27 protein-coding genes are annotated in these 26924 nt (G+C 60.2%); 15 read left to right on the top strand and 12 right to left on the bottom strand.

Annotation, left to right across the window (positions count from 1 at the left end; translation table 11 throughout):
• Nucleotides 1-340: 340 nt before the first annotated feature.
• The 8 genes from JF539_RS05330 to JF539_RS05295 all read right to left on the bottom strand — a co-directional run bounded on the left by JF539_RS05330 (nucleotide 341) and on the right by JF539_RS05295 (nucleotide 10166).
• Nucleotides 341-949 carry a hypothetical protein gene (locus JF539_RS05330; RefSeq protein WP_207139289.1) on the bottom strand — a complete coding sequence of 203 codons (609 nt, stop codon included), beginning with the start codon at nucleotides 947-949 and terminating at the stop codon, nucleotides 341-343.
• Nucleotides 950-1317: 368 nt separating this feature from the next.
• Nucleotides 1318-2559, bottom strand: a complete 1242-nt coding sequence (locus tag JF539_RS05325) for an HlyD family secretion protein (protein ID WP_207139288.1) — start codon at nucleotides 2557-2559, stop codon at nucleotides 1318-1320.
• Nucleotides 2559-3077 (bottom strand): hypothetical protein, encoded by a 519-nt coding sequence (locus JF539_RS05320; protein ID WP_207139287.1) that lies wholly within the window; start codon nucleotides 3075-3077, stop codon nucleotides 2559-2561. Before JF539_RS05320 ends, JF539_RS05325 begins: the two co-directional genes overlap by 1 nt.
• Nucleotides 3078-3336: 259 nt before the next feature.
• Nucleotides 3337-4104 carry an SDR family NAD(P)-dependent oxidoreductase gene (locus JF539_RS05315; RefSeq protein WP_207139286.1) on the bottom strand — a complete coding sequence of 256 codons (768 nt, stop codon included), beginning with the start codon at nucleotides 4102-4104 and terminating at the stop codon, nucleotides 3337-3339.
• Nucleotides 4105-4327: 223 nt separating this feature from the next.
• Nucleotides 4328-5803, bottom strand: coding sequence for an adenylate/guanylate cyclase domain-containing protein (locus JF539_RS05310; RefSeq protein ID WP_209017008.1), 1476 nt, complete (start codon nucleotides 5801-5803; stop codon nucleotides 4328-4330).
• Nucleotides 5804-6091: 288 nt separating this feature from the next.
• The gene (locus JF539_RS05305) at nucleotides 6092-6916 is read right to left on the bottom strand and encodes an MBL fold metallo-hydrolase (protein WP_207139285.1); all 825 of its coding nucleotides are present in this window, start codon (nucleotides 6914-6916) and stop codon (nucleotides 6092-6094) included.
• A 116-nt stretch (nucleotides 6917-7032) separates the two neighbouring features.
• Nucleotides 7033-7485 carry a Crp/Fnr family transcriptional regulator gene (locus tag JF539_RS05300; RefSeq protein ID WP_207139284.1) on the bottom strand — a complete coding sequence of 151 codons (453 nt, stop codon included), beginning with the start codon at nucleotides 7483-7485 and terminating at the stop codon, nucleotides 7033-7035.
• 98 nt (nucleotides 7486-7583) lie between these two features.
• Complete coding sequence (locus JF539_RS05295; RefSeq protein ID WP_207139283.1) at nucleotides 7584-10166, bottom strand: ABC transporter ATP-binding protein; 2583 nt, start codon at nucleotides 10164-10166, stop codon at nucleotides 7584-7586.
• 231 nt (nucleotides 10167-10397) lie between these two features.
• Between JF539_RS05295 and JF539_RS05290 the strand changes: the two genes are divergently transcribed.
• From JF539_RS05290 to JF539_RS05265, 6 genes are read left to right on the top strand one after another with little or no spacing between them, the layout of a single operon-like run.
• Complete coding sequence (locus tag JF539_RS05290; protein WP_207139282.1) at nucleotides 10398-11615, top strand: glycosyltransferase family protein; 1218 nt, start codon at nucleotides 10398-10400, stop codon at nucleotides 11613-11615.
• Nucleotides 11616-11656: 41 nt separating this feature from the next.
• The gene (locus tag JF539_RS05285; protein WP_207139281.1) at nucleotides 11657-12877 is read left to right on the top strand and encodes a glycosyltransferase family 4 protein; all 1221 of its coding nucleotides are present in this window, start codon (nucleotides 11657-11659) and stop codon (nucleotides 12875-12877) included.
• Nucleotides 12878-12895: 18 nt separating this feature from the next.
• Entirely contained in the window at nucleotides 12896-14026 is a 1131-nt protein-coding gene (locus JF539_RS05280; RefSeq protein WP_209017007.1) for a glycosyltransferase family 4 protein, read from the top strand.
• Nucleotides 14023-15177, top strand: a complete 1155-nt coding sequence (locus JF539_RS05275) for a glycosyltransferase family protein (RefSeq protein ID WP_207139280.1) — start codon at nucleotides 14023-14025, stop codon at nucleotides 15175-15177. Before JF539_RS05280 ends, JF539_RS05275 begins: the two co-directional genes overlap by 4 nt.
• Nucleotides 15174-15950, top strand: coding sequence for a polysaccharide deacetylase family protein (locus JF539_RS05270; protein WP_207139279.1), 777 nt, complete (start codon nucleotides 15174-15176; stop codon nucleotides 15948-15950). The genes JF539_RS05275 and JF539_RS05270 overlap by 4 nt, the downstream gene beginning before the upstream one ends.
• Entirely contained in the window at nucleotides 15947-16507 is a 561-nt protein-coding gene (locus tag JF539_RS05265) for a hypothetical protein (RefSeq protein WP_207139278.1), read from the top strand. Before JF539_RS05270 ends, JF539_RS05265 begins: the two co-directional genes overlap by 4 nt.
• A 7-nt stretch (nucleotides 16508-16514) precedes the next feature.
• Here JF539_RS05265 and JF539_RS05260 read toward each other — a convergent pair whose 3' ends face one another.
• Nucleotides 16515-17012, bottom strand: a complete 498-nt coding sequence (locus JF539_RS05260; RefSeq protein ID WP_209017006.1) for a peptide-methionine (S)-S-oxide reductase — start codon at nucleotides 17010-17012, stop codon at nucleotides 16515-16517.
• A gap of 201 nt (nucleotides 17013-17213) precedes the next feature.
• Between JF539_RS05260 and nthA the strand changes: the two genes are divergently transcribed.
• From nthA to JF539_RS05240, 4 genes are read left to right on the top strand one after another with little or no spacing between them, the layout of a single operon-like run.
• Nucleotides 17214-17840 carry a nitrile hydratase subunit alpha gene (gene nthA, locus JF539_RS05255; protein WP_207139276.1) on the top strand — a complete coding sequence of 209 codons (627 nt, stop codon included), beginning with the start codon at nucleotides 17214-17216 and terminating at the stop codon, nucleotides 17838-17840.
• Nucleotides 17837-18499, top strand: a complete 663-nt coding sequence (gene nthB, locus JF539_RS05250; RefSeq protein ID WP_207139275.1) for a nitrile hydratase subunit beta — start codon at nucleotides 17837-17839, stop codon at nucleotides 18497-18499. Before nthA ends, nthB begins: the two co-directional genes overlap by 4 nt.
• Complete coding sequence (locus JF539_RS05245) at nucleotides 18483-18857, top strand: nitrile hydratase accessory protein (protein ID WP_328809200.1); 375 nt, start codon at nucleotides 18483-18485, stop codon at nucleotides 18855-18857. Before nthB ends, JF539_RS05245 begins: the two co-directional genes overlap by 17 nt.
• A complete protein-coding gene (locus JF539_RS05240; RefSeq protein ID WP_207139274.1) occupies nucleotides 18848-19300 on the top strand; it encodes a methyltransferase family protein in 453 nt (150 codons plus the stop codon). Before JF539_RS05245 ends, JF539_RS05240 begins: the two co-directional genes overlap by 10 nt.
• 4 nt (nucleotides 19301-19304) lie before the next feature.
• Here the strand turns inward: JF539_RS05240 and JF539_RS05235 are convergent, their stop codons facing one another.
• The gene (locus JF539_RS05235; protein ID WP_209017005.1) at nucleotides 19305-20228 is read right to left on the bottom strand and encodes a LysR family transcriptional regulator; all 924 of its coding nucleotides are present in this window, start codon (nucleotides 20226-20228) and stop codon (nucleotides 19305-19307) included.
• 78 nt (nucleotides 20229-20306) lie between these two features.
• Here JF539_RS05235 and JF539_RS05230 point away from each other — a divergent pair, with 78 nt between their 5' ends.
• Complete coding sequence (locus JF539_RS05230; protein ID WP_207139273.1) at nucleotides 20307-20594, top strand: DUF1330 domain-containing protein; 288 nt, start codon at nucleotides 20307-20309, stop codon at nucleotides 20592-20594.
• Nucleotides 20595-20718: 124 nt separating this feature from the next.
• Here JF539_RS05230 and JF539_RS05225 read toward each other — a convergent pair whose 3' ends face one another.
• The gene (locus tag JF539_RS05225) at nucleotides 20719-20937 is read right to left on the bottom strand and encodes a hypothetical protein (RefSeq protein ID WP_207139272.1); all 219 of its coding nucleotides are present in this window, start codon (nucleotides 20935-20937) and stop codon (nucleotides 20719-20721) included.
• 116 nt (nucleotides 20938-21053) lie between these two features.
• Complete coding sequence (locus JF539_RS05220) at nucleotides 21054-21263, bottom strand: cold-shock protein (protein WP_207139271.1); 210 nt, start codon at nucleotides 21261-21263, stop codon at nucleotides 21054-21056.
• A 1038-nt stretch (nucleotides 21264-22301) separates the two neighbouring features.
• Between JF539_RS05220 and JF539_RS05215 the strand changes: the two genes are divergently transcribed.
• Genes JF539_RS05215 through JF539_RS05200 form a run of 4 tightly spaced genes read left to right on the top strand, consistent with a single transcriptional unit; the run spans nucleotide 22302 to nucleotide 26923 of the window.
• Nucleotides 22302-23387 (top strand): BMP family ABC transporter substrate-binding protein, encoded by a 1086-nt coding sequence (locus JF539_RS05215; protein WP_207139270.1) that lies wholly within the window; start codon nucleotides 22302-22304, stop codon nucleotides 23385-23387.
• A gap of 11 nt (nucleotides 23388-23398) precedes the next feature.
• Nucleotides 23399-24892 carry an ABC transporter ATP-binding protein gene (locus JF539_RS05210; protein ID WP_207139269.1) on the top strand — a complete coding sequence of 498 codons (1494 nt, stop codon included), beginning with the start codon at nucleotides 23399-23401 and terminating at the stop codon, nucleotides 24890-24892.
• Nucleotides 24885-26036, top strand: coding sequence for an ABC transporter permease (locus JF539_RS05205; RefSeq protein ID WP_207139268.1), 1152 nt, complete (start codon nucleotides 24885-24887; stop codon nucleotides 26034-26036). Before JF539_RS05210 ends, JF539_RS05205 begins: the two co-directional genes overlap by 8 nt.
• Nucleotides 26033-26923 (top strand): ABC transporter permease, encoded by an 891-nt coding sequence (locus tag JF539_RS05200; protein ID WP_207139267.1) that lies wholly within the window; start codon nucleotides 26033-26035, stop codon nucleotides 26921-26923. Before JF539_RS05205 ends, JF539_RS05200 begins: the two co-directional genes overlap by 4 nt.
• Nucleotide 26924: the final 1 nt, after the last annotated feature.

Raw genomic sequence — 26924 nt, 5'->3', positions numbered from 1 at the left:
TTGAGAGTGATCGAAGGCTTGCCATTCTTTGCGATTCTTGCGGTCGGTTCCGCTACATGAAGTCAAGCCGATATGCGGGCGATCAGAAGGTCTCCGACCTTGGCGCCAAGCTCACATGCAGCGCCTGCTGTTCAAAGAACGTCCGCGCCATCGCTGTCTCCCGTAATGCCGAAAACGGCTATTGGCCTGCCGAGCGCAGCTGACCGGCGCTGCCACCGGCGACAGTCTCAAAAGGCAAACCGACCCGGCGAGTGGCCAGGCCCTCATAAGAATTGCAGTTTGGTAGCGGCTGCCGCCACATGCATTGCGCAATGAAGATGACACTGATTTCGTCTGACTTTTATACAGCCGTTTCGGAACCATGACCGGAAATTGGCAAGCCGATGAACAATGCGGCAGCGCCACTATTGTTGTCTTGCCATCGAGCCAATAGGAAGTTTCGCAGTCCAATCATTGCAGTCAATGACACGAGAACCGCGATAAATGCGCTCGCCTCGGTACCAAAAGCCCAACACACACCTGTCAATCCCACCACCAGCATCATGCGGGAGTACTTGGTTATGGTCTTTTTGGGTAAATCAGGAGCGCCCACAAAGCCGCCTGCCATGAACATGGTTTCCAGGACACCCACAATGCAAACCGTCAACAATACCCCTTTGTGAGCGTGGCTTGCCAAGAAAGACGCAAGCTGCGTGGCACCGGCGTAATCAATGCCAATGATTACGGGTGTTGCAAACAGCAAGTGTAAGTTTACGCCCAAGAGAACCGGATGGCTTTTGCAGTTCAGTAAGTAGAGCGCGGCAAATGCCAATAGAGCTGCAAGTGAGCCTATCCAGCCGGCCAACTCCAATCCAGCCTCATTTCGTAGAAAAATGAGAAAAGCAATTGAAGGTACGCCTTCAAGCAAATCTATCAAAAACGCTTTCTGCCGTATGTTCATGACAATCACGCCCTCTATCCTCCCCTACTAATGCTGCGTTAGCGCATTTTATCAAGATGAAGGCTGCGGAAATTACGACGATGGACCGGAAGTTTCTGGCGTTTTTGTCGCAGCGCAGAGCGCCCCGTCTGAAGCGTATTGGCTTTTCCATCATTTGTTCAATGCCTCCGCCGTGAAGCGGAAATTCGAGGCCCGAACGCCGGTTCGTGTGCTCCCCAAAACACTGGTTTTAACGAAGCTTCCCGAATAGCTCTGCCACGCCTGGGCCGCGCTTCGCTTTCCCCGAGCCCCTGGAGGAAAGGCGACGGTTCCGGCAACCTGCCGGGGTCATCCGGCAGGCTGCAATTGAAATCGGCCAGCACTCAAGAGTACCAGATTCAGTGTCCCGTCAGCACCAGCGTCTTGATCGGGTATTGCAGGGCCTGACTGCGCAAAATGAGCGCATGAACCAGACCAACCGTATCGACAACGTGTAGGAACACGAACTGGGCGGTGGACAGGTTCTCGTCGGAACTCAGCCTTTCGTGATTGCTGGTGTAGGCATTGACGGTACAGGTCGCTCCAGGAGGCAGCTTGTCGAGCCCACCTTCATAGAGAGGCTCCAGGATCGTGGTTATTGTCGCTGTTTTCGAGGCCTCGCTGGCGTCGGCAAGCCGGCTCCCCGGGTTGACTTGGCCGGATGCGATTTCCTCCTGAACATCCGTGATCACAAGAGGAATGATCGTGAAGGGAACCGCCGGACAGAAGGCCTCCGCGATCATGCCCTTTTTAAGAACCTGCGCTTCGACCTGACCGAAGCCCGCCAAAATTCTCTGATGCAGGGAATCCGCCGGAATGATGATGCCAGCGGGCCGCATCAGTGGCGTTACGATCTCTCCGGGCCGCAGAACGAACTGGGCGACCGTTCCATCGACTTTCGCGTAAACGGTCATTTTTTCGAGTTCGACTTCGGCCTCAGCAAGCCTTGCCTCCGCGCTTTTGAGCTTGCTCGGCAAGGCCACGTTGATCTTGGTTTCAGCCAGTTCCTTGTTGGCTTTTGCCGCTTCCAGACCGCCTGTTCTGGAATCGACGGTGTTCTGGAGTTTTTCGATGTCGCGCTCGCTGACCACATTCGCATTGCGGGTAAACAAGTCCTGGCGGGTTTCAAGTTCATCCTGCGCCTGCTTGAGCGACGCCTCGGCCTGGTCAACCTGCGCGGTCGCGACGGCCAGCTCTCCCTTGGCCAGGGCGATTTCGCCCTTGATTTCCTCCACCTGCTGTTTCGCCGTCAGGACATCGGCTTCCTGCCGACTGCTGTCCAGCCTGAAGATCGGCTCTCCCGCCTTGACCTCGGTCGCCAGTTCCAGCGGAACGAAAACCTCTTCGACGCGACCTGTCGCCTCCGGCAGAATTGCGACCGTGCGGAACATGGACACCGCATCGGTGGACGTGGGGTGGAAATAGAAGATGAGCGTGATCAGCGTTATGGTCAGCATGAGGCAGGTAACGATGCCGTAGCGCAACTCGAACCAGACCGAATAGAGGGTTATTTCATGCCCTATACGCTTGCCCTGAACATATCTGCGAAACAGATAATCCGGCAGGATCGTGATCATCGCACTGAAGAGCGTTTCAAACATCAGGTATCCTTCCGCTCTTCAGCCTGCGTGGGGACTTCGGCTGGCATCTTTGGTTCTCGCGCCGTTTCCTGTTCGGAGACTTGGGCGTTTGCCTTCGCGTTTTCGGAACCGGTATCGCTTTCGATTTCCGCCTCGGCCTCTTGCGCCACGTTTTCAGGGGCCTCGCCAGCAGTGTCTCCGAAGGCAATCTTACGCGCCGAACTGGCGATGCTCTCGAGTGGCGCCATGAAATCCGGCAGCTGTATGAAAGCCAGAACGAGCGCGGCGACCCAGAAAATCTGATTGTGTGTAAACAGTGCCAAAAGGCCAAGGACGGCGACGAGCTCGAATTGTATCCGGCCGTGCTTATGCGCCAGGCGTTCGGGCAACGAGTGCAGATAAAGGTAAAAAGTTCCGATGAGGATAATCAGGATGATGAGCGCAATGAGCACATTGCGCATCATCGGGTCGCTGCCATCGGCCAGGGGAATGAAATAAGGCAGATGGTGTGGCGCAAGTTCGTGCATTTTCACAGACATTGCCGCTCCATGACGTAAGGGAGGTAACGGACTTTTCCAGTAACCGACCTTGCATGGAATGGAAAGCGCGGACGTGCAATCTCTCTAAAAAAGTGCGGAGCCAGCCCGCACGCGGCCAAGCCTCTCGATCCACCTGCTTCAGGGTCTTCAGCCAAGCGAAACCAACAGGCTTCCATGTGCCGGCCCGGTCCGGCTTGCCGGTAGGGCGCGCTGCGCCGTCCGGCTGGCCGGAGCGGGCCACAAAAGACTGTGGCTGGCCTTACCTGGGCGCCATGCGGATCGCTCCGTCAAGACGGATGGTCTCTCCGTTCAGCATGTCGTTATCGCAAATGGATTTGACGAGCCGCGCATATTCGTCCGCCTTGCCGAGCCGCGAGGGGAATGGAACCTGCTGGCCGAGAGAATCCTGCACCTCTTGCGACAGACCCAGAAGCATCGGCGTTTCGAAAATTCCAGGGGCGATCGTCATCACCCGGATACCGGACTTGGAAAGATCCCGGGCAACCGGCAAGGTCATGCCTGCAATCCCGGCCTTGGACGCGGCGTAGGCCACCTGGCCGATCTGTCCGTCAAAGGCCGCCACGGACGCCGTGGAAACAATCACGCCCCGGCCACCGTCGCCGGTCACGGGATCCAGCGCCGACATGCCCGTCGCGGCAATCGAAATGCAGCGGAAGGACCCGACAAGGTTCACCGCGATCACCTTTTCAAACATGTCCATGGGGTGCGGTTCGCCGCGCGACGTCGTTTTCGCGACCGGAGCGATCCCCGCGCAATTGACCAGAATGCGTTCCTGGCCATGTGCCGCCCGAGCCTTTTCGAAACCGGCTTCGACGCTTGCCTGGTCGGTCACGTCCACTTCGGCGAAGACACCGCCGATTTCCGAGGCGACCGTCTCCCCCTGAGCCGCGTTCCGGTCGAACAACGTCACTTTCACGCCTTCTGCCGCAAGCATTTTGGCCGTTGCCGCGCCGAGTCCCGACGCTCCGCCGGTCACCACGGCACTCACAGATGAATCGAGTTTCAAAGAAGCCTCCCACAACATGCAATCCATTGAAAATAATGGACTTAATCTTTCTTTTTGACGAATAGGTCAACAGGGTTGTCAAGGTGGCCGAGTTTCCCGCGCCGGTCAAGGATTTTCCCCAGGCTGCAGACGATCTCCCCCCGGCGAAACCACACGTGCAATCAGGCCCGGCCGAGGGTGTGTGGATCCCCGCGGGACGCGGGCGTTCCCGGCCCGGCAGCGGTCAGCAGGCAAAGACCACGAGATCGACCGTGTGGCTGACACCAGCCACTTGAGACCGGGGCCGCAGCTCGATCATCGGGACCGAGCAATCCTGCCGACAGGCAAGATCCCAGGTGGACCTGTCTGTCAACGCGGCGGTTTTCTGGGTCTTGTTGGCGTCTTCCAGCTTGGCCGCCCGGTTGACCGCGTCGCCGATCACGGTGAATTCGAGCCGGTTTTTCGATCCGATCACGCCAACGGTTACCGGCCCGGCCGCCACTGCGGTTCCAATTCTGAGCGGTCCGGGCCAACCGGCGTTCAGAAAACGGCCCTGTTCCGAGGAAACGCCTTCGACCAGCCGGGATGCCGCCCGGAGCGCGTCGGCGGCGTAAGTGGCCGAGGGGTGCACCGCGCCGAAGGTCGCCAGGATGCCGTCGCCGAGAAATTTGTCGATGCGGCCGCCTTCCTGATTGATAATCTCGGAAGCGAGGTTCTGGTATTCGGCCAGTACGGCGAGCACTGTCTCCGGTGGAAGCACCGCGGATGTCGCTGTAAAGGAACGGATGTCGGCGTAGAGGATGGCGGCCTCGCGCTGGCTGCCCTCCCCGGCCTGCAATTCCTGATGCGCTTCCGTGATCGAGGCCGCGACTTCGGGGGCGAAGAACCGCCGCAGGTCGGAAGCCGCCGCGTGGTCCCTGGTGGCTTCGAACAACATCGAGCGCCCCCGATATAGCGCGACGGAAAGAATGACGGTAACCGCGAGGATCACCATGGTCTTGTCCAGTTCCGCGCCGATCAGAATGGTGTTGCCGGTCAGGTATTCGACATAGTTCCGGGTCACCCGCATTTGGTCCATGTCGGCGAACGCGGCATAAAACACCAGACCCAGCCAGCCGGCCACGGCAACAAGACCGGTGGTCAGAACGAAGCGCGGGTCGAATCTGAGCGCTCTCAAGCCGATGAAGATGAACACATACATCAGCGTGGGCGTTTTCAGATAAAAGGTCGGGTGCTGTCCGTACTGAATATGAAAGGAAAAGATCAGGCCCACCAGGAGCGCCATGTCCACGCCGATCGAAACCAGCAGGTACCAACGCGGCAACTCGAACCTGTAAGACAGAACCAGCCGCAGGACCGTGAAGAGAAAGTAGGTTCCAAGCGCGATCGGGACAAAGTTGAACCCGGAAGACCCTTCCGCGCGTGGCGCGATCGCGTATAGCGTCGAGAAAAACAGCACCAGCGCCAGCTGCACCCAGCCGATCAGGCGCTCCGATGTCGCTTCACGGGCCCGTATTTCGCTGCGCACCCGGTCCGGGATGCCACGTTCCGGCGGCCCGCCATTGACGATGTAGCGCAGTTTGTCGCGATAGGTGCTCATGATAACCCGGAAGAAAATGCTGAGCGGAGTTTCGCCGTTCGGTGTCGAATGCGCAACACGGAGCGCGTGAATGTGAGACGACTTGATCCATTGAAACAGGCGTTCTGTCAAAAATGACATTCCAATCATTCATAACAAAAAGCTTCAGGATGGCACTTTTACACGGATATAGTGCAAATGAACCATGCAATTAATGTATACGTCCGATAATCATAACGTGATCGCTCAGTCAGCTTTCTGCGTCACTCAGTTCAAGGCGCGTTCGCTGAATTCCGGATGCGCAATAGGGATTCCCGCATTCCTGCATCAGGCGTACGATAAATTTTTTAGCTATGTTGGTTTTTTCGGCGGTCGTTTAGGCCGCCATTTTTTTAATAGCCGCCCTTTTTCATTGCCACCGGGCATCGCTCAGGGACGCAGGATCATGCCTTCACTGGCAATCAGGGTTCCGGGATAGGCATTCTCGGCTGCAAGACCGATCTCATCGAGTTCATCGTCGGACCGGCGCGGATCGTGATGGAACAGGACCGGCGTCTTGACATTGCCTTCCCTGGCCAGTTGCACCGCCTTTTGCCACGTCGAATGGCCCCAGCCCTTGAAGCCCTGGTATTCCGCGTCGGTGAACATGGCATCGTAGATCATGACATCCGCGCCACGCACGAACTCCGGCAGTGCGGCGTCGACTTCCGGGTCGCCGTGCTCATGGTCCGTGATGATGCAGATCGACTTGCCGCGATAATCGAACCGATAGCCGCAAGCGCCGCCGGGATGGTTCAGACGCGTCGTCCGGATGACCAGATCGTCCGCGCGCGGAATGATATCTCCTGCCGTGAAAGAGCGAAATTCGACGGCCTTGAGGGTCTTGGCGGCAACGGGAAAAATCGGTGGCGACATGATCCGGCTGACGATGTCGACGAGGCTGGTGCCGTCCTGGAAATGGCCGGCCCAGGCCGTCACCGCGAAACGGGGATCGTAGGCGGGCTTGAAAAAGGGAAGCCCGCAGATGTGGTCCAGATGCGTGTGAGTGAACAAGAGATCGAAGGAACGGGGGCCGCTTTTGCACAATTCCGTTCCGAGGTTTCGCGCGCCAGAACCGCAGTCGACCAGAACCAGGGCATCTCCCGCCTGAATTTCAAAACAGGTTGTTTCACCGCCATATCTCAGCGTGCTTGAGCCCGGTGTCGGTGTCGACCCCCGTACTCCCCAGCAACGAAGCGAGAATTCATCTGCCACAAGTTACTCCCCGAACCATCTGGTTTTTCCTGTGAACGCAACTCCGACGGTTTAAGCTTTCGTCAGCGCTCAACCCGCCCTGGTCTGGTCAAATAGAAACACGTCCTGCCATGTGGTTAAGACACGCTCTGGCGCGCATCCGCAAGGTCGCGGGTTGTCCGTTCCAGGCGCGTCGCCAATGTCCGCATGACCTCCAATGAAATATCGGGAAATTCTTTCAAGAGTTTCAAGAAGTCGTCCTTGGAAACCGTCAGAACATCCATGTCGTTGGCCGCAACCAGTGTCGCGGTTCTGGGCACGTCGCACAGAATGGAGATTTCCCCGACGATCGAATTCTCGGCAACCTCGGCAACCTTTTTTTCGCCTTCGTCCGTGTGCACCATAACGTTCGCGGACCCTGACAGAATGATAAAGGCGCTGTCTCCCTCTTCGCCCTGCGAGCAAAGACGCTCACCCTCGCGGTATTCGGTCCGGTCGCTGATGAAGGCAAGAAGGCGCAGCTTGGTTTCATCTATGCCGCGAAACAGCGAAACCTTTCGCAGCGCTTCGACTTCAGTTTCCAGTGCCATGACGGCCTCCAAGCTCTCGCGGCTCCCGGAACGGGTCAATCGTGGCCCTCAAGCAGGTCCCTCCGTCCCGTGGCTTCGCCAATTTCATCGCCATGTTTCTATTCCTTGTCTGAAACACGTCCCTGATCCAAAATAAAACGTTGATCGAACTCGGTGGCAATCTCATTGCTAGAAGTACCGAACAAAAAGGTCTTGTCTTGTAAAATCTGCCTCAGGCCCGCCCGCAGTTCCTTGTCTTCTGCAGAGGTGCTGGTCGCAATGTCGTCCAGGATCGTAATCTTGGCATTCTTCAGCAAACCGCGAACCAGTGCAATCTTGCGCCTTTGTCCCGCCGACAGCCGTGAACCGGACACACCTACGTGATAGTGGAAGCCGGCGAATATGATCGGTTTGCGCAGGCCTGTTTCTTCGACGATCGTTCTGATGACATCATCGATCCTCCGCCGCGCGTCCCGGCGGTCGACGCGCGCGCGGCCGAACAGAAGATTGTCTTCAATTGTCAGCGGCGGCAGATAGACATCCGGATCGAAGGCAACGAAACGGTCGCTGGTCTTGACGACGCTCTCCAGGAAACGCTTTCGGACCTCGATGACCTCGGCTTTCAACTCGTCGGTCATGACACCCAGCCTGTGGCGGGCGGGCACCAGCTTGAAGGCGAGCCCCATCAATTTGGCGCAATCGGCATCGTTCGGTCCCGATTTCTGCTGATCGGATTTCGCAATCCGGACGATCCTCTCGAACTCAGGCAATTCATCCTGATTGATAAACGAATAGGTACCCAGAAGGCCGCTGTCGCCGGACACGTTGGAGAACAGTTCAAGCATGGTCTCGGCAATGCGCAGGCCGATCTGCTTCAGCTTGCCGTCGAATCCCGTTTCGGACAGGAAGGCCTTGACTTCCGGGAGATCCGGAACCTGGTCCATGGTGATCTCGGGGGTAGCCGGGACCGCGAAGAAGACGTTTTCCGCGAGGCTCGCACTGGGGTTGAACCTGTCCGGGTGCCAGAGTTCCACCAGCCCGCTGATCACCGGTTCTTCCGCGATCCTTCCGGCAACCTTCTTCCGGACGTTCAGGATCTTTTCGGCAAAAGCGTCGTTCAACGACGGGTCGAAACGCGACTGAAGACCGAGGCGATAGATGTCCTTGTCGATGTGGACGGCCTCGAGCAGCTCCAGTGCCTTGTTGTCGAGCGCTTCGGTGCTGTCGGCACCGGCGGCTTCAAGGTCGTTCCACTCCGCCGCGAGATCGTAGATCGGATTGCGCGTTTCCTTAGCCTCGGCGATCTGCCGCTTGTATGCCTTGAGGTCCTCGCCCTCCCGCTCGGGAGACGAAAGCGGCCGGTGGCGCAGTCCGTAGTACAGGTTGTCGCGGATCGTTCCGGTCCAGATATGCACCGCCCCGCCGACATAGGTGATTTCCCGGCCGAGCGTCGAATCCGTCAGCTTGTCCAGATCGTGCGTGCCGATGCAGATCTTGCCGCTGGAGGCCGACACCAGTCCCGCTGCAAGCTGCAGCACTTCGGACCGGCCGGAGCCATCCGGCCCGACCATCGCGCAAGACGTTCCCGCCGGAATGGTGAGCGAAACGTCGAGGACTTCCTGTCCGGCGGCTCCACCGGAAAAACTGACGTGCTCGAAGGTCAGGTCGCCGCTCAGTTCGACCTTGTCGTCCGAGGTCAGCCTGGAGACGTCGTGGATGTCCGGCGGATCGAAGTTTTCCACGACCGTCTGGTACTTGACGCTGACGTCCGCGGTCATCTGGTAAAACGACAGGAGTTCCTTCCAGGGGCCCGCCAGATCCTTGTAGGCAGCAATCACGGCAAGCAGCGCACCGATGCTCAGGTTGCCTTCGATCACGAGGTAACCGCCGATCAGATAGAAGAAGAACGGCGTAAGCTGGTTCATGAAGTTGTTCAGGAACTTGATGAAGAACTTCCGATTGAAGATCTCGTAGCGGATCCTGAAATTCTCATAGAGCCGGTCGGCAATATCCGCCGAGTGCCAGGCCGCCGCATCGTTGGAATGGATCTCCGCGACCCCTGTGATGCTCTCCCCGACCTTGTCGGCGACCACGCGGATGTTGCGGACCCGGGCGCGGGACAAAAGAACGACCTTCTTTTGCAGCATCGGGATGACATACCCCTGGATCGGATAGGAGCTGATCGCGGCCAGACCCAGAAGGGGATCCTGCATGAAGATGAAGCCGAGCTGGACCAGAAGCATGCCGCCCTGATAGGCCGGAAGCGCGAAGGCCTCGCCGATATAGCCGCCGACATCTTCCACCTCCGAAGTGATCATCGGGATGATTTCGCCCGAGCTCACCTTCCGGAAATGCGGCAGGCGGAATCGCAGCACCCTTTGGAACAGCTCGAATCGCAGGCGCCGCAGCATCCGTTCGCCCAGCCGGCCCTTGTAGACGTTCAAAAAGAACTTCAGCCCGTTGGAAACCACCACAAGGGTGAGAAAGGTCAGACACAGCAATACCAGGTAGGGGATCTGGTCGAAATCGAGGCCAAGTATTGTGCGTGGAAAATTGTTGCCCTGAACGGCGTCGTTGACGATCAACTTCGGGAGTTCAAGCAGAAAATAGATGACCGGGTAGGTCAGAAGCGTAACGAAGATAATGAATATCTGCTGACGTGCGCTATACCTCCAGATGAAGCGAAACAGGTTTTTTTCCATCGGTTCATCCAAACAGAATTAGATCAATTGTGTTCAAGGCGCTCATATCTGGTATATCTTTGAACTCAAAATCGATAGGCCTGCCAGGCTTGGCAATCGCCAGCTTCGCGTCAAATGGATCACTCGTCCCTTCTACTTGAAAGCCCCGCACCAGTGCAATCGGTACGTGACAAAGACCAATTTATTGAGACATAAGGGGCTTTGGCCCGATTGACAAATTTTAGAGGCAGTATGAGTTCCGATACGCCGAAGATCCTGATCTACAGCCATGACTCCTTCGGATTGGGACATCTCAGAAGATGCCGCGCCATCGCCCAGTCCCTGGTCGGCGACTTCGATACCCTGTCCGTTCTCATTCTGTCGGGCTCGCCCATTATCGGAAGCTACGAATTCCGCTCCCGGGTCGATTTCGTCCGCATTCCAGGCGTCATCAAGTTGCGCAACGGCGAATACACGCCGCTTTCCCTGCATATCAACATCGATCAGACGCTGGCGATACGCTCCTCGATCATCGAGCACACCGCGAAGGTTTTCGAGCCGGATATCTTCATCGTCGACAAGGAGCCGCTCGGCCTGCGCGGCGAAGTGCTCGGCACACTCGAGGCGCTGACCGGAACCGGGACCCGCCTCGTGCTCGGCTTGCGCGACGTCATGGACGATCCAATGGTGCTCAAGGAGGAATGGGACCGCAAAAACGTTTATCCGGCCCTCAAGGACCTCTACGACGAAATCTGGATTTACGGCCCGGAAGGCATCTGCGACCCCCTCGATGGAATCGATGTTCCCGAAGGTATCAGCGACAAGCTGCGTTACACCGGGTATCTGCGCCGCGAGCTGCCCTCAAGCGCAAGGGACCTGCCCGCGCCCGAACCCTTCGGCGAAGAACCCTACATTCTGGTCACACCGGGAGGCGGCGGCGACGGTGTCGAGATGGTGGACTGGGTGATGAGCGCCTATGAAACCCGGCAGCGGCCGCTCTTTCCCGCGCTCATCGTGCTCGGCCCCTTCATGCCGGCGGCGGCCGCCGCACAATTCGCGGAGCGAGCCGAGCACCTGCGCGACGTCGAGATCATCCGCTTCACGCCGCAGATCGAACCCTATCTGGCCAATGCAACGGCGATCGTCGGCATGGGCGGCTACAACACGTTTTGCGAAATCCTGTCCTTCGACAAGCCGACGCTCATGGTGCCCAGGGTGATCCCGCGCCGGGAACAGGCCATTCGTGCCGAACAGGCCAAGCAGAACAGGCTCCTGAAAGTGCTGCCGATCGACCGCTATCCGGATGCCGACCTGATGTCCGAGGCCCTGTCGGTTCTGCCGGAGATGGCGCCGCCGTCGTCCGCGGATGTCGACAACCTGCTCGGCGGACTTGACGTCATATCCGGGAGAGTGAAAGACATACTCGACCAGAAGCACGAAACGACGGAGCGCAGGCTGGTCAATTTCTGATCGTCCGATCTGCCCCAATCTACCCGATTTCAAGGCTCCCGATGTCCCGTATCGCCATTGTGGTCAAAGGCTATCCACGCCTGTCCGAAACTTTCATCGCCCAGGAGATTCTCGGACTGGAACAGCGCGGGATCGGCGTTCTGATCGTGGCTCTGCGCAAGCCCTACGACCCTTACATCCACGACCTTCACCGACGGATTTCCGCGGAGGTGATGTATCTTCCGGAGTACGTCAAGGACAACCCGGCGCGGGTTGCCCGGGCCAAACGCTGGGCGGAAAAACAGCCCACCTACGAAGCAGCCAGAGCCCTGTTCGAGGCCGATCTCGCCAGACAGCCCAATGCGGACCGGCGGCGCCGGTGGGCGCAGGGCTGCGTTTTCGCGCACGAACTGCCTGAAGACATAAGCTGGATCTACACACACTACCTGCATACGCCCTGCTCGGCCGCCCGTTATGCCGCGCATCTCTCCGGCCGTGGCTGGTCGTTTTCCGCCCATGCGAAGGACATCTGGACCAGCCCCGAATGGGATCTGAGGACCAAGATCAACGACGCCGCCTGGGGCGTGACCTGCACGCGCGTGAACGCCGAGTACCTGCAAGGCCTGTCAGACGAACCCGGCAAGGTGGAACTTCTGTACCACGGGCTCGACTTCTCAGGTTTTCCCGCTCCCACCGAAACACCCTCCAGCCGCGACGGCAGCGACGAGCCGGTCCGTCTTCTGTCCGTCGGCCGGGTAGTGGAGAAGAAAGGCTACGACGATCTTCTTTCCGCTCTCGCCCTGTTGCCGGGAGACCTCAACTGGCGCTTCACCCATATCGGCGGCGGCGAACTGTCTGAAAAACTGAAGGCGCTCGCGAACCGGCTCGGTGTCTCGGACAGAATAGACTGGCGGGGCGCCCAGCCGCGCGAGGAGGTGATTGCCGCCTGCAAGCAAGCGGATCTTTTCGTGCTGCCCTCCAAACTCGCCAGGACCGGGGACCGCGACGGCTTGCCGAACGTGCTGATGGAAGCCCAATCGATGGGTCTGTGCTGCCTTTCCACGAAAGTCTCGGCGATTCCGGAACTGATCGAAGACGGCAAGACGGGCGTTCTGGTTGAACCGAACGCGCCCGGTGAGCTGGCCTCGGCGCTCGCCGGCCTGATCAAGGCGCCGAAGCGGCGGCGCGAGCTGGGACTGGCTGCGGCGCAACGCGTTCGCGCGGAGTTTTCGACCGACCCGGGACTTGACCGCCTTGCGGCGAAGTTTCGCAAGCTTGTCTGAGCTTCCAGAGGACCGGACATGAAGAAAATCGCCTTCACAGCCCCGATGAAACCGCTCGATCACCCGATCCCGTCCGGCGACCGAACCATGGGAAGGCTGATCGTCAAGGCATTGGAGAGTGAGGGTCACGCAGTCACGATCGCCAGCACCTTCCGCTCCTGGAGCCGCGAGGGAGGAGAAGACATCCAGAGCGCACTCAAGCGGGAAGCGCTCGCGGAAGCGGAACGGATCGCGAGCGACTGGTCGCGATCCGGCGACGTTCCGGATCTTTTTCTGACCTATCACCTTTATCACAAGGCCCCGGACTGGATCGGCCCGGCTCTCGCCGACAGGTTCGACATTCCCTATGCCGTGATCGAGGCGAGCCGCGCGCCGAAACGCATGACCGGCGACTGGTCCTTCGGGTTCGCCGCCGCCGACCAAGCCCTGAAGCGGGCCGACGCGGTCGCCGCCATGCATAACGCGGACGCGCAATGCCTGAAGGCCGTCGTGCCGCCGAAGCGCCTGACCGTCATTTCCCCCTTTCTCGACACGGCGCCTTTTCAGGCGGCTTCCGAGACCCCGAAGCCACTGGCGGCCGCTCCCCTGAAACTGCTTTCGGTCGGCATGATGCGCGACGACAGCAAGACGACCTCCTATGAGGTCCTGGCCAGGGCGCTTGCCCTTTTGCAGGACCGCGCGTGGCGTCTGACAATCATAGGCGACGGTCCGAACCGGGATCATGTCCTGAGCCTCTTTCCGCCGGAAAGGATCGACTGGCTGGGCGCGCTGCCACCGGAGCGGATGCCGGCGGAATATGCCCGCCACGACCTCGTCGTCTGGCCGGCGATCCGCGAAGCGTTCGGCTTTGTCCTGCTGGAAGCCCAGGCGGCCGGTGTCGGTGTTATCGCGGGCGATACCTTCGGGGTGCCGGACATCGTCCGCGACGGCGAAACCGGCCTACTTTCGCCGGAAGGAGATGTCGAGGCGTTCGCGGCGAACCTCAAAAAAGTCATCGATACGCCCTCCCTCGCCGACCGGCTCGGCCATGCCGCGCGCGCGCACATAACCGAGCGTCACAGTCTGGAAACCGGTTCCGTCCGCCTGTCCGAGTTTCTCTCAAGGGCGCTGGTCAATCATGCCGACCGCCTGTTGCCGGGGGACACATGACCCTCAGAGCCTTTATCCATGTGCAGCACCTTCTGGGCACCGGCCACGTGGTCCGCGCCGCCGCCCTTGGCCGCGCGCTGGCCGCAGAAGGGGTGGAGGTGACGCTTGCCAGCGGCAACGCAATCCCGCCGACCCTGGACACCGGTCCGCTCAAAGTCATAGAGCTTCCCGCCTGCAAAAGTCCGGATGCCGCATTCAAGCGCCTTGTCACTTTGGACAATCAAGATATTGACGATGCTTGGAAATCCGCGCGCGTTAAAGCATCGATTCAAGCCCTTCAAGCAGAGGATTGCGACCTGCTCCTGACGGAGACCTATCCCTTCGGGCGCCGCCAGCTCGATTTCGAGCTCACGGCCCTGCTCGACGCCGCCAAGGCCCGGACCGCCCCTCCCCTGATCGCAACCTCCATCCGCGACATTCTCGTGCGCAAGAAGGAGCTCTGGAAGGAGGAGTGGATGGCCGATCAGGCGCTCAAGTATTACGATCGTATCCTGATCCATTCCGATCCGGATTTCATTCAGCTCGGCGACAGTTTTCCCTTCGCAGACAGGGTCGATCATCTGGTGCGCTATACCGGCTACGTCGGCGGCATGGCCCGTCCGCCGGTCGACGGCAACGATGGCGAAGACGAGGTGATCGTTTCCTGCGGCGGTGGCGCGGTGGCGGAGGCGCTCATTGCCGCCGCCCTCGATGCCCGGCCGCTGTCGCGCCGCGCGGAAGACACGCTCTGGCGCATTCTGATCGGGCACGATATCTCCGAAGAAGCCTTCTCAGGCTACCGGAAGAAGGCGACGGAGGGCGTCGTCGTCGAACGGGCGCGCCGGGACTTTCCGGATTTGCTGAAACGCGCCAGGCTCTCCGTCAGCCAGGCAGGCTACAATACGGTGCTCGACATTCTGGTTGCCGGTGTTCCCGCCGTGCTTGTGCCTTTCGCGCAGCAGAACGAGACAGAGCAGAGCCAGAGGGCTCATGCGCTCGCCCTTCACGGACGGGCGGTGGTCACACCGGAAGCGGGCCTGACGCCGGAGTTGCTGGCTGCGGCCATCGACGACGCGCTGGCCTTGCCCCGCAGCCACCATGACGTCCTGCTCGGCGGCGCTGAAAAAAGCGCGGCGATACTGCTCCAGGATCTGAGGGAGCGCACGGCATGACCCAGGACCGGAAACGGTTTACGAACGAACTGACCGCCCATCTCGACTGGTTCGCCGAACGCGGCCGAAAGGTCCGCTTCTGGTGGCGCGACGACGATGCGATCGAACCGACGCCGGCGCTCAACCGGTTGCTGGAGCTCGCCAACCGGCACGGTGTCGATGTCGCGCTGGCCGTCATCCCGAAGACCGCGACGGAAGCCCTGGCCAAACGTCTGTCGGCAGCCCCCCATGCGCTTGTCCTGCAGCACGGTTTTCAGCACAGGAATTTTCAGCGCAAGGATCTCGGCGAAAAAGCCGCCGAACTCGGCTCGCGCCGCGTGCCCGATGAGCTGATGGCGCAGCTGGCCGAAGGCAAGACGCGGCTTGAGGAGCTCTTCGGCGACAAATTCATCCCCGCGATGGTCCCGCCCTGGAACCGGATCGACCCGGAGATTTCCCGACGCCTCCCCGGCCTCGGGCTGCCGGGTCTCTCGAGCTTTACCTGGCACAATTTCCCGCGCGCCCATCAGATCCAGTCGCATATCGACATCCTGAAATGGAAGAAGCAGGTCCGCTTCATCGGGTGGACAAGCGCCCGTCTGCGCTTCGACCTGCAATTGACACGGCGGCGCAACACGGGGCCGGAACCGCTCGGCATCCTGAGCCACCATCTGGTGCACGACGAAGGGTGCTTCGAATTCCTGGAGGTCTTTCTGGACATTGCCGCCCATCACGAAGGGGCGGAGTGGCCGAACGCGAAGAGCCTGTTTGCAGGAACAGGAGGCCCACTTTGACGGCCGAGACCTTTTTCAATCCTCAGCATCCGGTCACCCTTATTGCCATAGGCGATTCCGGCGAGGCGATGACGCTGCGTTTGATCCTGGAAAGCCTTGGAGCCTTCGTTTCGTTTTACCGCATCGGAACGCCGGGAGATTTCGTATCCGTTCTCTCGAGCGCGAAAGACCCCGGAAACCTGACGGTCATTTCGGCACACGGAAACAACGGAGGCTTTCATTTTGGCGATTACGCCCCGCAAATCGACACCTCCCTGTTGAAGTCCGGCGTATTCGTGCCCTCTTCCGTGCCTGGCATTGGGAAACTGTCCCGCAAGACCTTCCTCAGCACGGCTTGCGAGACGGGCAGTTCAGAGATGCGGTCCGCCTTCCTTGAAGCCGGCGCGGATGCCTATGTAGCGCCCGAGAGGGACCCCGAAGGCCGTGACATCCCCGTATTCGTGCATCTCTTCGCCCATGGTCTGCTTGCAAAGGGCCTTACCGTCTCCGCAGCCTTTGACGCCGCATGTGACGCGGTGAAGGACGCCGGCATGGTGCTGGCACAGTCAGCGTCCTGACGATTTCTCATTCGGCGGCTTCCGCGCGCTGCCGCAGCAACCCGCCATAGCGCTCCTTGAGCAGCTTCAGCTTCGGGTCGATGTAGGTCTTGCAGAACGGCCTTTCCGGGTCGCTGGCGTAGTAATTGCGGAATCGGTCGTCGGAGGCCTTGAACTCGGTCAGGCTCAACACCCGGGTCGCCAGAGGTTCCGGAAACGCCTTTTGCAGCTTGCGCAGGATGCGGCCGACCTTCACGCCGGTCCCGGCGTCGTAAACATAGACAGCGCTGCGGTATTTGCCGCGCATCTTGTGATGGGAGGTGCTGGAATGCGTGCGAAGGTGGATTTCGATCAGAGCTTCCATCGGCAGCAAGACGGGATCGAAGGTGACGATCACCGCCTCCGACCAGCCGTCTTCCGGCGGATCGGAGCGGATGAAGCCCTGCTCCACGCGGGAAATGCCTGCAATTGCCTGAAAGACGGCTTCCGTGCACCAATGGCACCCGCCGCCCAGCCCGATTTTCACCTCAGCCTCCGAAGTCAACTTCAATGCTCCCGAGTGTGCAGGGACGAAAGCCCTTTGAAAAACGCTATGGCGGAGATTCCCCCAGCCGGTTTCTCTCATGTCAATTCAAGGACCTGAGAGCACGCATGAAAAACCGAACCACCCCCCTTGGCGGCGTTGTTTCAGTTGACTAGATTTTTTCGAAACATCCGAGTGAGCCCCATGTCCCACGACCACGATCACAATCATTCCGAACTGAGCGACATCGAACTGCGTGTGCGCGCACTGGAAACCCTGCTGACGGAAAAAGGCTATGTCGACCCTCCCGCGCTCGATGAACTGATCGAGACCTACGAGACCAAGGTCGGCCCGAAGAATGGCGCGCGGGTGGTCGCCAGGGCCTGGGCCGATCCCGATTATCGCGAATGGCTGTTGAAAGATGCCACTGCGGCAATCGCCGAACTCGGTTTCACCGGCCGCCAGGGCGAACACATGGTGGCGGTCGAAAACACCCATGACACCCACAACATGGTCGTCTGCACCCTGTGCTCCTGCTATCCCTGGTCCGTGCTCGGGCTGCCGCCGGTCTGGTACAAATCCGCTCCCTACCGCTCCCGGGCCGTGCGCGATCCCCGCGGCGTGCTCGCCGAATTCGGGGTCACCTTGCCTGAGGACACCAAGATCAGAGTCTGGGATTCCACGGCGGAAGTCCGTTATCTCGTCATTCCCCGCCGGCCAGTCGGCACGGACAGCTGGCCGGAAGAAGACCTTGCGGAGCTGGTCACCCGCGACAGCATGATCGGCACCGGCCTTGCGCGAGACCCGAACAGCGTGGGAGAAACAGCATGAACGGCGCGCAGGACCTCGGCGGCCAAATGGGCTTCGGGCCGATCGAGCTGGAGGACAACGAACCGAATTTCCATGCCGGCTGGGAAGAGCGCGCCTTCGCGATCACACTCGCCATGGGCGCCACCGGCACGTGGACCCTGGACGCCTCGCGCCACGCAAGGGAGACCCTGCATCCGGCCGACTACCTGAGCTCCAGCTACTACGAAATCTGGACCAAGGGGCTTGAGAAGCTTCTTTTGGCGAATGACCTGGTGACTGCGGAAGAGTTCAAGAGCGGGCAGAGCCTGACGCCGCCCAAAACGCTCAAACGCGTGCTCAAGGCGGAGGAGGTCGCGGGCGCTCTCGCCAAGGGTGCGCCGGTCGACCGGCCCCAGCAGCAGCCCGCCCGGTTCAAAGTCGGCGACCGGGTTCACACAAAGCGGATGAACCCGGAGACCCATACCCGCCTGCCCCGCTATGCACGCGATGCCGTCGGCACGATCGAGACCGTGCATGGCGTCCATGTCTTTCCCGACAGCAATGCCCACGGCAAGGGCGAACAGCCGACGTGGCTCTACGGCGTCGTTTTCAAGGGGGCGGACATATGGGGGCCGGACAGCGACCCGGCTCTGACCGTCCATCTCGATCTTTGGGAACCCTATCTTGACCTTGCCCGCTGACATCCTCGAGACACCGCGCCTGCCGCTCGATCAGGATGGCGGACCGGTCTTTTCCGCTCCCTGGGAAGCCCGGGTCTTCGCCATGACCCTCCAGGCCCACCGGGCCGGCGTGTTTTCCTGGGGCGAATGGGCGCAGGCCCTCGGCGTGGAGCTCGCCAAGGATGGCGACGGCAGCGGCGACACCGTCGGCTATTACGACCGCTGGATCGACGCCTTCGAAAAGCTGTTACGCGAAAAAGACGTCGCGGCGTCCGGCGAACTCAAGGCCCTGAAGGCCGCCTGGGACGAGGCGGCGCGGGAGACCCCGCACGGTCAGCCCATCGTTCTCAAGACAACGGATGGCACACCATGCAGTTGAAGGTCCCTCCCGGGATCGTTGTCCTGGCCGCCATTGCCCTGCTTTTCGGCAGCGTCAGGTTGCTGCCGCAGCTTTCGGTCGCTTTTCCAGGACAATCGCTTCTCGCGCTTGTCATCGGCATTGTGGGACTTGTCCCCGGCGTTCAGGGCATTGTCGCGTTCTACCGCAGAAAAACCACCTTCAATCCGATGTCGCCCGGGGAGGCCACGACGCTCGTGACGGAGGGGATCTACCGGCTCAGCCGCAATCCCATGTATCTCGGCCTGCTGTTCCTGCTTCTCGCCCTTTCCGTCTATTGGGGCACACTGGCGGCACTGGTCATCGTGCCGGGGTTTGTCTGGTACATGAACGAGTTCCAGATCAAACCGGAAGAGGCCAGCCTGCGAGACCTCTTCGGCGAAGCCTACGAAGACTACCTGACGCGCGTCCGCCGCTGGATTTGAAGCCTTACGGCTCTGCTCCGATCCCCAGATACAGGCCGCTCCGCGCCTTGAAGGCATCCGCGGCGAAGCGCATGAAGGTTCGGATGCGGGCCACGTTCTTCAGGTCCGGATGGGTCAGGATCCAGATGTCGAAATAGCGATCGGGCTCAAGCCCCGGGACCCGCACCAGATCGGGGTCCGGATCGCCGAGAAAACAGGGAAGCCTGCCGATCCCCATGCCGGAGCGGACCGCCGCCACCATGGCGATCATATCGTCGGTGACGACGCTGACATAAGCCTGGGGGTAGCGCGAACCAATGGCCTTGGGCACGCCCCGCCCCCACCACTTGAAGCTAACGCAGGCAATGGGCGCGCCGTCGTGGCTGACGGACATGGCTTCCCGGTGTTGCCGAGCATATTCCTTCGACACGTAAAAGGCGCGGTTCTGTCCGGTGGCCAGGCGGCCGAAGAGGTTCTCGTCCGGATTGCTGGTGACGCGTACGGCGACATCGGCCTCGCGCCGGTGAAGGCTCAGCTTTTCATTGGCCGCGATCATCTCCAGTTCGATCTGGGGGTGACGCTCAGCGAATTGCCGCATGATTTCCGCGACCTGGACCTGAAACAGCAGTTGCGCCGCCGTTACCCTCAGCGGGCCTTCCAGATCCGCGTCCCGGGCGGTTATGCGCGTATCGAGTTCCAGCACCTCTGTTTCCACGCGCTTGGCGGCCGCGACGGCCTCCTCTCCCGCCCGGGTGGGCGTGAATCCTTCCGGCAAGCGCTCGAACAGGCGCACACCCATGCGCTCTTCCAGAGCGGACAGGCGCCGCGAGACGGTGGAATGGGTCACGCCCAGTCCCCGCGCCGCTTTCGTGATATTGCCCGCTCCCGCGATGGCGAGCACGAATTTCAAGTCGTCCCAATTTTCCATAGCCTGTGCATTTTTGCACATTGGCATTCCGGATTTGAAGAATTTTTCGCATCAACGGTGCGAGCTAATTATGGGCGGTCTGAAACACAGGAGAGACACATGTCCGTTCAAGCACTCGCCATGATTACTGTTACCGACAAGGACACTCTCGGTGCCTACCGCGAAAAAGCGGCCGAAGCCCTTGCCAAACATGGCGGCAGCATCGTCGCCGCCGACCCGGCGCCGGTCGTTCTGGAAGCCGCCGTAGAAGCGCCGACCATCACCGCTCTTCTCGCCTTTCCATCGACCGAGGCCGCGAAAGCCTGGCGGGAAGACCCCGACCTCGCCGACGTCCATGCCCTGCGCAACGGCGGCGGCAAGTCGACCATCGTGGTTCTGCCAGCCTAAGACCGGACACATCGTCGAGGTTTTTTAAAAGGGTAAGGATATCCGCACCGGCCTGTTGCTTTTCAAAGATCAGGCCGGCGCCGCTTTCTTCTCAAGCCTCTGAAAGTTTGAGAAAACTCCGCATTTAATTCGGTTTAGCGCTTTTGCCGGCCCGCTTGGCCCGGGTACGGACCTCTTCCGGCTGACTTTCCTGCGCCGCGAGACGCTCCGCGCGCAGCCGCAAGGTCTTCTCGTTGCGGATATCGGCCTCTGTCTTTGTAATTTCCTGGGAAATTCTCTTTGTCGTTTCCGCTTTCGATTCCGCGGTTTCCCGGCGCGGGCGGATGGATTTGTCGAAAGACATGACGGCTTTCTCTTTCAAGCGTGGCGCACAAAAAAAGGCCGGGATTCTCCCCCGACCTCTTCATGTTTCCCTGCGGTCCTGCCAGTACATCCGTGGTCAGGTACCAGAATGGAAACTTAGACTTCCTGCAGGTTATCCGCAGCGGACTTGCCGGAACGGCGGTCCTGGACAACTTCAAAGCTGATCTTCTGGCCTTCGACCAGCGAACGGATACCCGCGCGTTCCACCGCGGAGATGTGGACGAATACGTCCGAAGAGCCATCTTCCGGCTGAATGAAGCCGAAGCCTTTTGTGGCATTGAAGAATTTTACGGTTCCAATGGTCATAACGATTTCCTTTCAATCGGTCATGAGAATATGAGCATCACGTACACGACGCGATGCTGCGGTTAGGTCGACGTTGATAGGAAGATCGTTCAGGCCGCGGCATCCCGCGCAGTCACAAAGTTCAGCAAGCAATATCGAGATGTCGGTGATTAGACAGAAATAATGTTTTTAACAAGGCAGCCGAAATATTTTATTTTCTCCGTTAGACTTAAATCGCAACTTTCCCAATTGAATTTTCCAAGACTGAACTCCGACACACGTCAAATTTTTTAAGGTTTTCCGCCAACAATCCCACCAACATTACTTAAAGCCACTTCGAAGCCGTGGCCCCACTGGTCCAGATTGTGTTTTTGGCGAAGTGGCTTTCCCTCCACACTCTTCAGGACTGTTAAGTCAAGGAGTGGCGATCCACCACGTCGTTCCCGACGAATCCCGCAGACCAGGCAGGGACTCGCTGAGGGATAGTCCGCAGGTTTCCAGTAGCTCATTTTCGCCTGCCTTCAGTTCGCCTGGCGACACCTGTACCCGGGTCTCGGTCGTGTCGAAAACCGGGTGCAAAATCAGAAAATCGCCTTGCCTTCTGGAATGCACAGGCCGGTGACATCGACAATGGCTCATCAGAATGAGCACATCCGCAATTCAACATTGTGTACTTAAATCTTACTCAACCTTTTCTTCCAACGCACCAGGCAAAAGCAAAGACGTTGAGAGGATCGCCCCTCCTCCAACCCAATTGTGAAACTGCATAATATTCGCTCTTCTGCATAGGAAAAATCGCCTAAGTTTCAATCTACTTGACTAATTTTTACCCAGACAGAAACACTTCACCCCATCGACACTCCAAAATAATGCAGTTTAAAATTTTTTACTTGACGGTCTAATTTTTCCCTCCTTACCATAAAGACTAAGAGCCAGAGATCCGCAATAAATTTTGCCAGGACCTCCAGACAACAAAGATTTGAATTCAGTCCGCACAATTTCGTTGCGCGGAATCGACGTATTTTGCGTCGAATTTGAAATATATGAAGGAGAGAATTCATGAAATTACTTCAGAAGGCTGCCTGGCTTACGGCCCTGAGTGCCCTCGGTCTGACACAGCTGACCGTTGGCGCTTCCGCAGAATTCGCGGCGAAGGGCGATCCGAAGCCTGCGGTCATTCTCTTCGGCGAGTCCAATGACGGCGGCTGGTCCCAGTCGATCGATGAATCCCGCAAGAAGCTCGAAAGCGAGCTGAACTTGCGCATTCCCCAGGCTGAAAAGATCCCCGAGACGGCGACCGCAATCCGTCCGGCCGCGGAACTCTTCATCGATCGCGGCGCGAACATCATCATCGGCTCCGCCTTCGGATATTCCGATACGTTCAAGGAACTCGCCGAACAATATCCGGAGACAGTTTTCATCAATCCCGCCGGGACGACCAACGGCCCCAATCTGAAAAGCATCTACGGCCGCACATACGAAAGCCAGTATCTGTGCGGGATGATCGCGGGCGGCCTGACGAAATCCAACAAGATCGGCTTCGTCGCGGCCAATCCGTTCGGTCTCGTGAACTGGACGGTGAACGCCTATCTCCTCGGCGCGCGCCAGGTGAACCCGGATGCCGAACTTTCGGTCGTCTTCACCGGCGCCTGGGCCGATCCGGTCAAGGAACGGGCCGCGGCCGAAGCCCTCATCGAGCAGGGCGTCGACGTCCTCGGCCAGCATGTCGACACGCCAACGGTTCAGGTGGTTGCCGGTGAGCACGATGTCTACGGCACCGGCCACCACCGCGACCTCTCGGAGTTCAGCAAGGCAACCCAGTGTTCCTCCATCTGGACCTGGGACCGGTTCCTGAAGCCGGAAATCGAAAAAATCGCCGCTGGCGGCTTCGAGAAGGCTCCCTACGGCGCGTTCCTTTCCATCAAGGACGGTCTTATCGATGTCGCGTGCTGCGGCGAGGCCGTCTCCGACGAACTGAAGGAAAAGGTCATGGCCGAGCGGGACGCGATCATCGCGGGCAAGCACGTCTTTGCCGGTCCGCTCTCCGACCGCGAAGGCACGGTCCGGGTGAAGGAAGGCGAAGTCCTTTCGGACGGGGACCTCTGGTCGATGGACTGGTACGTTGACGGGGTGTCCGGTCAGTAACCGGTCAAACGATGATGCCGAACGCACTGAGACTTCGCAACGTTTCGAAAAGCTTTGGGACCTTCAAGGCACTCGACAACGTGGACTTCTCGGTGCGTGCCGGCGAAGTTCACGCCCTCCTTGGCGAAAACGGCGCAGGCAAATCAACGCTCATGAACATTGCCTGCGGGCTCTATGCGCCCGACGAGGGCCATGTCGAGGTCGACGGCGAAGCCGTGTCGATGTCAGACGCCCGCGATGCCGCGAACAAGGGTATCGGCATGGTCCACCAGCACTTCAAGCTGGTTCCCGCCTTCACGGTGCTTGAAAACATTGTCCTGTTCAATCCGGGCCGGCAAGCCGCGGAGATCGCGTCTCAGGCGCAGGACCTCGCCGGCAAGATGGGTTTTGACCTCGACCTTTCCCGGCGCACCGGCTCACTGGGCATCGCCGAGCAACAGCGGCTGGAAATTCTCAAGGTGCTCGTCGCGGGCGCCCGTTTCGTCATTCTGGACGAACCGACCGCGGTGCTCAGCGACCAGGAGGCACGGGCCCTGATGACCATCATCCGCGGTCTCGCCGCATCGGGAAGCGCGGTCATCATGGTCACCCACAAGCTCCATGAAGCGCTTGGCCACAGCGACCGCATCACCGTGATGCGGGGCGGCAAACGGATCGCGGAGACCTCGCCGGGCGAGATGGACGCCGCGAAGCTGACCACGCTAATCGTCGGGGAACAGATCGTCGAAACGCCCGCCCCCTCCGCCGTCATCGGCAAGACGCGCGTTCGCCTCTCCAGCGTGCGCGTTCCCGGCAGGAGCGGCAGAAAAGGCCTGGAGGGTATCGATTTCCGGGTGCGCGGCGGCGAAATCTACGGTGTCGCAGGCGTCGCAGGAAATGGCCAGAACGAGCTTGCGGACGTCCTGATGGGGACCGCCGAGCAAACGGGGGGCAGCATCGAGTTCGAAGGCCATGGCGATATCTCGACCCTCCCGCCGGGTGGCCGCCGCAAGGCCGGGTTCGCCGCCATTCCGGTCGACCGCTACCGGCATGGCCTGGCGGGGCGCCGCAGCGTCGCGGAGAACTATGCCGTCAACGGTGTTCTTTCAGGCTCTTATGGCGGCTGGCTCCGGTTCAACCGGGGGCAAGCGCGCAAGCAAACGCAGAAGGCGATCCAGGCCTTCGACGTCCAGGGCGTGCGTGGCACCGGCATGCGCGCGGGGCTGTTATCCGGCGGCAACGCCCAGAAACTCGTGATCGCCCGCGAGTTCGAGACCATGCCGGAGGTGGTGCTTGCCCACAGCCCCTCGCGCGGTCTCGACGTGCGCGCCGGCGCGGCGGTGCACGAGCGGTTGCGCGCCGCGCGTGACAGTGGCGCGGCCGTGATCCTGATCAGCGAGGATCTGGACGAGATCTTTTTGCTGTCCGACCGTATCGGGGTTCTGTCCGGCGGACGGATGGTCGCCGAGTTCGAAGCGCCGGCCAACCGCAACGATGTCGGAAAGGCCATGATTTCCCATGAGTAGCGGCAACGCCACCGAGCAGATCACACCGCTGGAAGGTGCCGGTATCCGGTCCGAGACCGCGCCGGCGCCGTCCAGACACAAACTGCGGCTGGTCCCTCTTCTGGAGGTTCGGCAAAATGTGCCCGAGACCCAGCGGCTTGCCTGCTATGCAGCCAGTCTGGCAGTTGCCGCGGCTATTTCCTTCGCGCTGCTGGCGCTCTCCGGCGTCGCACCCTCCGATGTGATGCGCGAGATCGCGACCGTCGCCTTCTCCAGCCCGCGCGCGCTCGGATCCGTCCTGGCACAGACCGCGCCACTGGTGATGGCGGGGTTGGCAACGGCAATCGCCTTTCGCTCGAACTTCTGGAACATCGGCCTGGAGGGCCAGATGATCCTTGGAGCGATTTTCGCCTCCGTCGTCGCAATCTACGATGTCGGACCGGAACCGGCGCGCCTCGTGCTCATGGCGGTCGCCGCCATGGCCGGCGGCATGCTCTGGGTGTCCGTCCCGGCCATGCTCAAGCAGCGCCTTGGCGTCAGCGAAGTGATCACGACGCTTCTTCTGAACTATGTCGCCTTCAACCTGCTTCTGCATCTGCTTTACGGACCGTGGAAGGATCCCGTCAGCAGCTTTCCCCATACGGAACAATATGAGGCGTTCGAGCGTCTGCCCCTGCTCGGATGGCTCAACCTGACCTGGACGCTGCCGCTGGCCGCGCTCCTGGCCGGCTTGCTCTGGTGGCTTCTGTCCTACAGCCGGATCGGCTACCTGCTCGACATGACCAGCTCGAACCGCGAGATGGCTAGAGCGGTGGGCGTTCCCGTGGCCGGTCTGACGGTCGCCGCCATCCTGGCGTCAGGCGCCGTCGGCGGACTGACCGGCTTTTCGATCGCGGCCGGCGTGGAATTCCGCATGACGCAGGACTTTTTCGCCGGTTACCTGTTTTCCGGCGTGCTGATCGCGTTTCTGGGACGCAATCATCCGGCCGGCGTGGTGATTGTCGCTTTCTTCATGGCCATCCTGCTCCTGGTCGGGCAGAGCCTGCAGATCTTCTTCCAGGTGCCTTCGGCCCTTGTCCAGCTCGTTCAGGCGATCTTCATCATCTGCGTCGCCGCGTCGGAATTCTTCCTCACCTACCGGATGCACTGGCGGGCCGCGACATGACCGAATTCCTGTTCAACTGGCTGGTCAACGTTCCCGCCTTCGCGGTGCCCTTCGCGCTGGCGGCCCTCGGACTGATCCTCAGCGAACGCGCGGGCGTGCTCAACCTTGGCGCGGAAGGCTTCATGCTGGCCGGCGCGCTGGCCGGGATCGGCGTGACGATCAACGGCGGCCCTCCGCTTGCCGCTCTCGCCGGCGCCATGCTCGCGGGCATGGCCATGGGCCTCGTCTTCGCGTTCCTGACCGCCAGCCTGCGGATCAACCACGTGATCGCCGGCCTCGCCCTGGTGTTCTTCGCCGACGCCCTGACCCGCTACATCGCCTCCTACGCCGGTTGGACCAACCAGGCGATCAAGGGACTGGAACCGATTTTTCTGGGCCAGGACCTCGTCGTCTGGGCAACGCCGCTGATCTGCCTCGGCTGTGTCCTTCTCTTGAACCGGACGCGCTTCGGCCTCGCTCTGCGGGCGGTCGGCGAAAATCCGGCGGCGGCTGACGCGGCCGGCATCGATGTGACCACGATGCGCATCCTGGCCATTCTGCTCGGCACCGCCCTGATCGGGCTTGCCGGCGGCTATCTGACCGTCGCCGTTTCCAAGATCTGGACAGGCTCCGTCGTCGGCGGCCGGGGCTGGATCGCCATTGCCCTGGTCATTTTCGCCCGTTGGCACCCCTGGCGGGCGGTCCTCGGAGCGATCCTGTTCGGCTGCATCGAGGCACTCATACCGCGCATCGCTGCGACGGGCGCGGACGTGCCTCGCTATTTCCTGCAGATGCCCCCCTATCTCGCAACGCTTGCCGTCATGATCTGGAGCGCGACGCGTTCCTCGGGAGGTGGTGCGCAGCCGGCGGCCCTCGGGCTGCATCACATAAGAGAAGACCGCGACTGAT

The sequence above is a fragment of the Roseibium aggregatum genome (assembly GCF_017309185.1).
GTDB lineage: Bacteria > Pseudomonadota > Alphaproteobacteria > Rhizobiales > Stappiaceae > Roseibium > Roseibium aggregatum_B.
The sequence above is the reverse complement of the archived record's forward strand: the minus strand, read 5'-3'. Positions and strand labels throughout refer to the sequence as shown.

Bases quoted from the DNA above. Each gene is read 5' to 3' on its own strand.
- JF539_RS05325 (WP_207139288.1), bottom strand. From the start codon at position 2,559: ATGTTTGAAACGCTCTTCAGTGCGATGATCACGATCCTGCCGGATTAT.
- nthB (WP_207139275.1), top strand. From the start codon at position 17,837: ATGAACGGCGCGCAGGACCTCGGCGGCCAAATGGGCTTCGGGCCGATC.
- JF539_RS05275 (WP_207139280.1), top strand. From the start codon at position 14,023: ATGACCCTCAGAGCCTTTATCCATGTGCAGCACCTTCTGGGCACCGGC.
- JF539_RS05310 (WP_209017008.1), bottom strand. From the start codon at position 5,803: ATGTCATTTTTGACAGAACGCCTGTTTCAATGGATCAAGTCGTCTCAC.
- JF539_RS05270 (WP_207139279.1), top strand. From the start codon at position 15,174: ATGACCCAGGACCGGAAACGGTTTACGAACGAACTGACCGCCCATCTC.
- JF539_RS05210 (WP_207139269.1), top strand. From the start codon at position 23,399: ATGATGCCGAACGCACTGAGACTTCGCAACGTTTCGAAAAGCTTTGGG.
- nthA (WP_207139276.1), top strand. From the start codon at position 17,214: ATGTCCCACGACCACGATCACAATCATTCCGAACTGAGCGACATCGAA.
- JF539_RS05290 (WP_207139282.1), top strand. From the start codon at position 10,398: ATGAGTTCCGATACGCCGAAGATCCTGATCTACAGCCATGACTCCTTC.
- JF539_RS05230 (WP_207139273.1), top strand. From the start codon at position 20,307: ATGTCCGTTCAAGCACTCGCCATGATTACTGTTACCGACAAGGACACT.
- JF539_RS05240 (WP_207139274.1), top strand. From the start codon at position 18,848: ATGCAGTTGAAGGTCCCTCCCGGGATCGTTGTCCTGGCCGCCATTGCC.
- JF539_RS05235 (WP_209017005.1), bottom strand. From the start codon at position 20,228: ATGTGCAAAAATGCACAGGCTATGGAAAATTGGGACGACTTGAAATTC.
- JF539_RS05320 (WP_207139287.1), bottom strand. From the start codon at position 3,077: ATGTCTGTGAAAATGCACGAACTTGCGCCACACCATCTGCCTTATTTC.
- JF539_RS05215 (WP_207139270.1), top strand. From the start codon at position 22,302: ATGAAATTACTTCAGAAGGCTGCCTGGCTTACGGCCCTGAGTGCCCTC.
- JF539_RS05280 (WP_209017007.1), top strand. From the start codon at position 12,896: ATGAAGAAAATCGCCTTCACAGCCCCGATGAAACCGCTCGATCACCCG.
- JF539_RS05225 (WP_207139272.1), bottom strand. From the start codon at position 20,937: ATGTCTTTCGACAAATCCATCCGCCCGCGCCGGGAAACCGCGGAATCG.
- JF539_RS05300 (WP_207139284.1), bottom strand. From the start codon at position 7,485: ATGGCACTGGAAACTGAAGTCGAAGCGCTGCGAAAGGTTTCGCTGTTT.
- JF539_RS05205 (WP_207139268.1), top strand. From the start codon at position 24,885: ATGAGTAGCGGCAACGCCACCGAGCAGATCACACCGCTGGAAGGTGCC.
- JF539_RS05200 (WP_207139267.1), top strand. From the start codon at position 26,033: ATGACCGAATTCCTGTTCAACTGGCTGGTCAACGTTCCCGCCTTCGCG.
- JF539_RS05295 (WP_207139283.1), bottom strand. From the start codon at position 10,166: ATGGAAAAAAACCTGTTTCGCTTCATCTGGAGGTATAGCGCACGTCAG.
- JF539_RS05285 (WP_207139281.1), top strand. From the start codon at position 11,657: ATGTCCCGTATCGCCATTGTGGTCAAAGGCTATCCACGCCTGTCCGAA.
- JF539_RS05220 (WP_207139271.1), bottom strand. From the start codon at position 21,263: ATGACCATTGGAACCGTAAAATTCTTCAATGCCACAAAAGGCTTCGGC.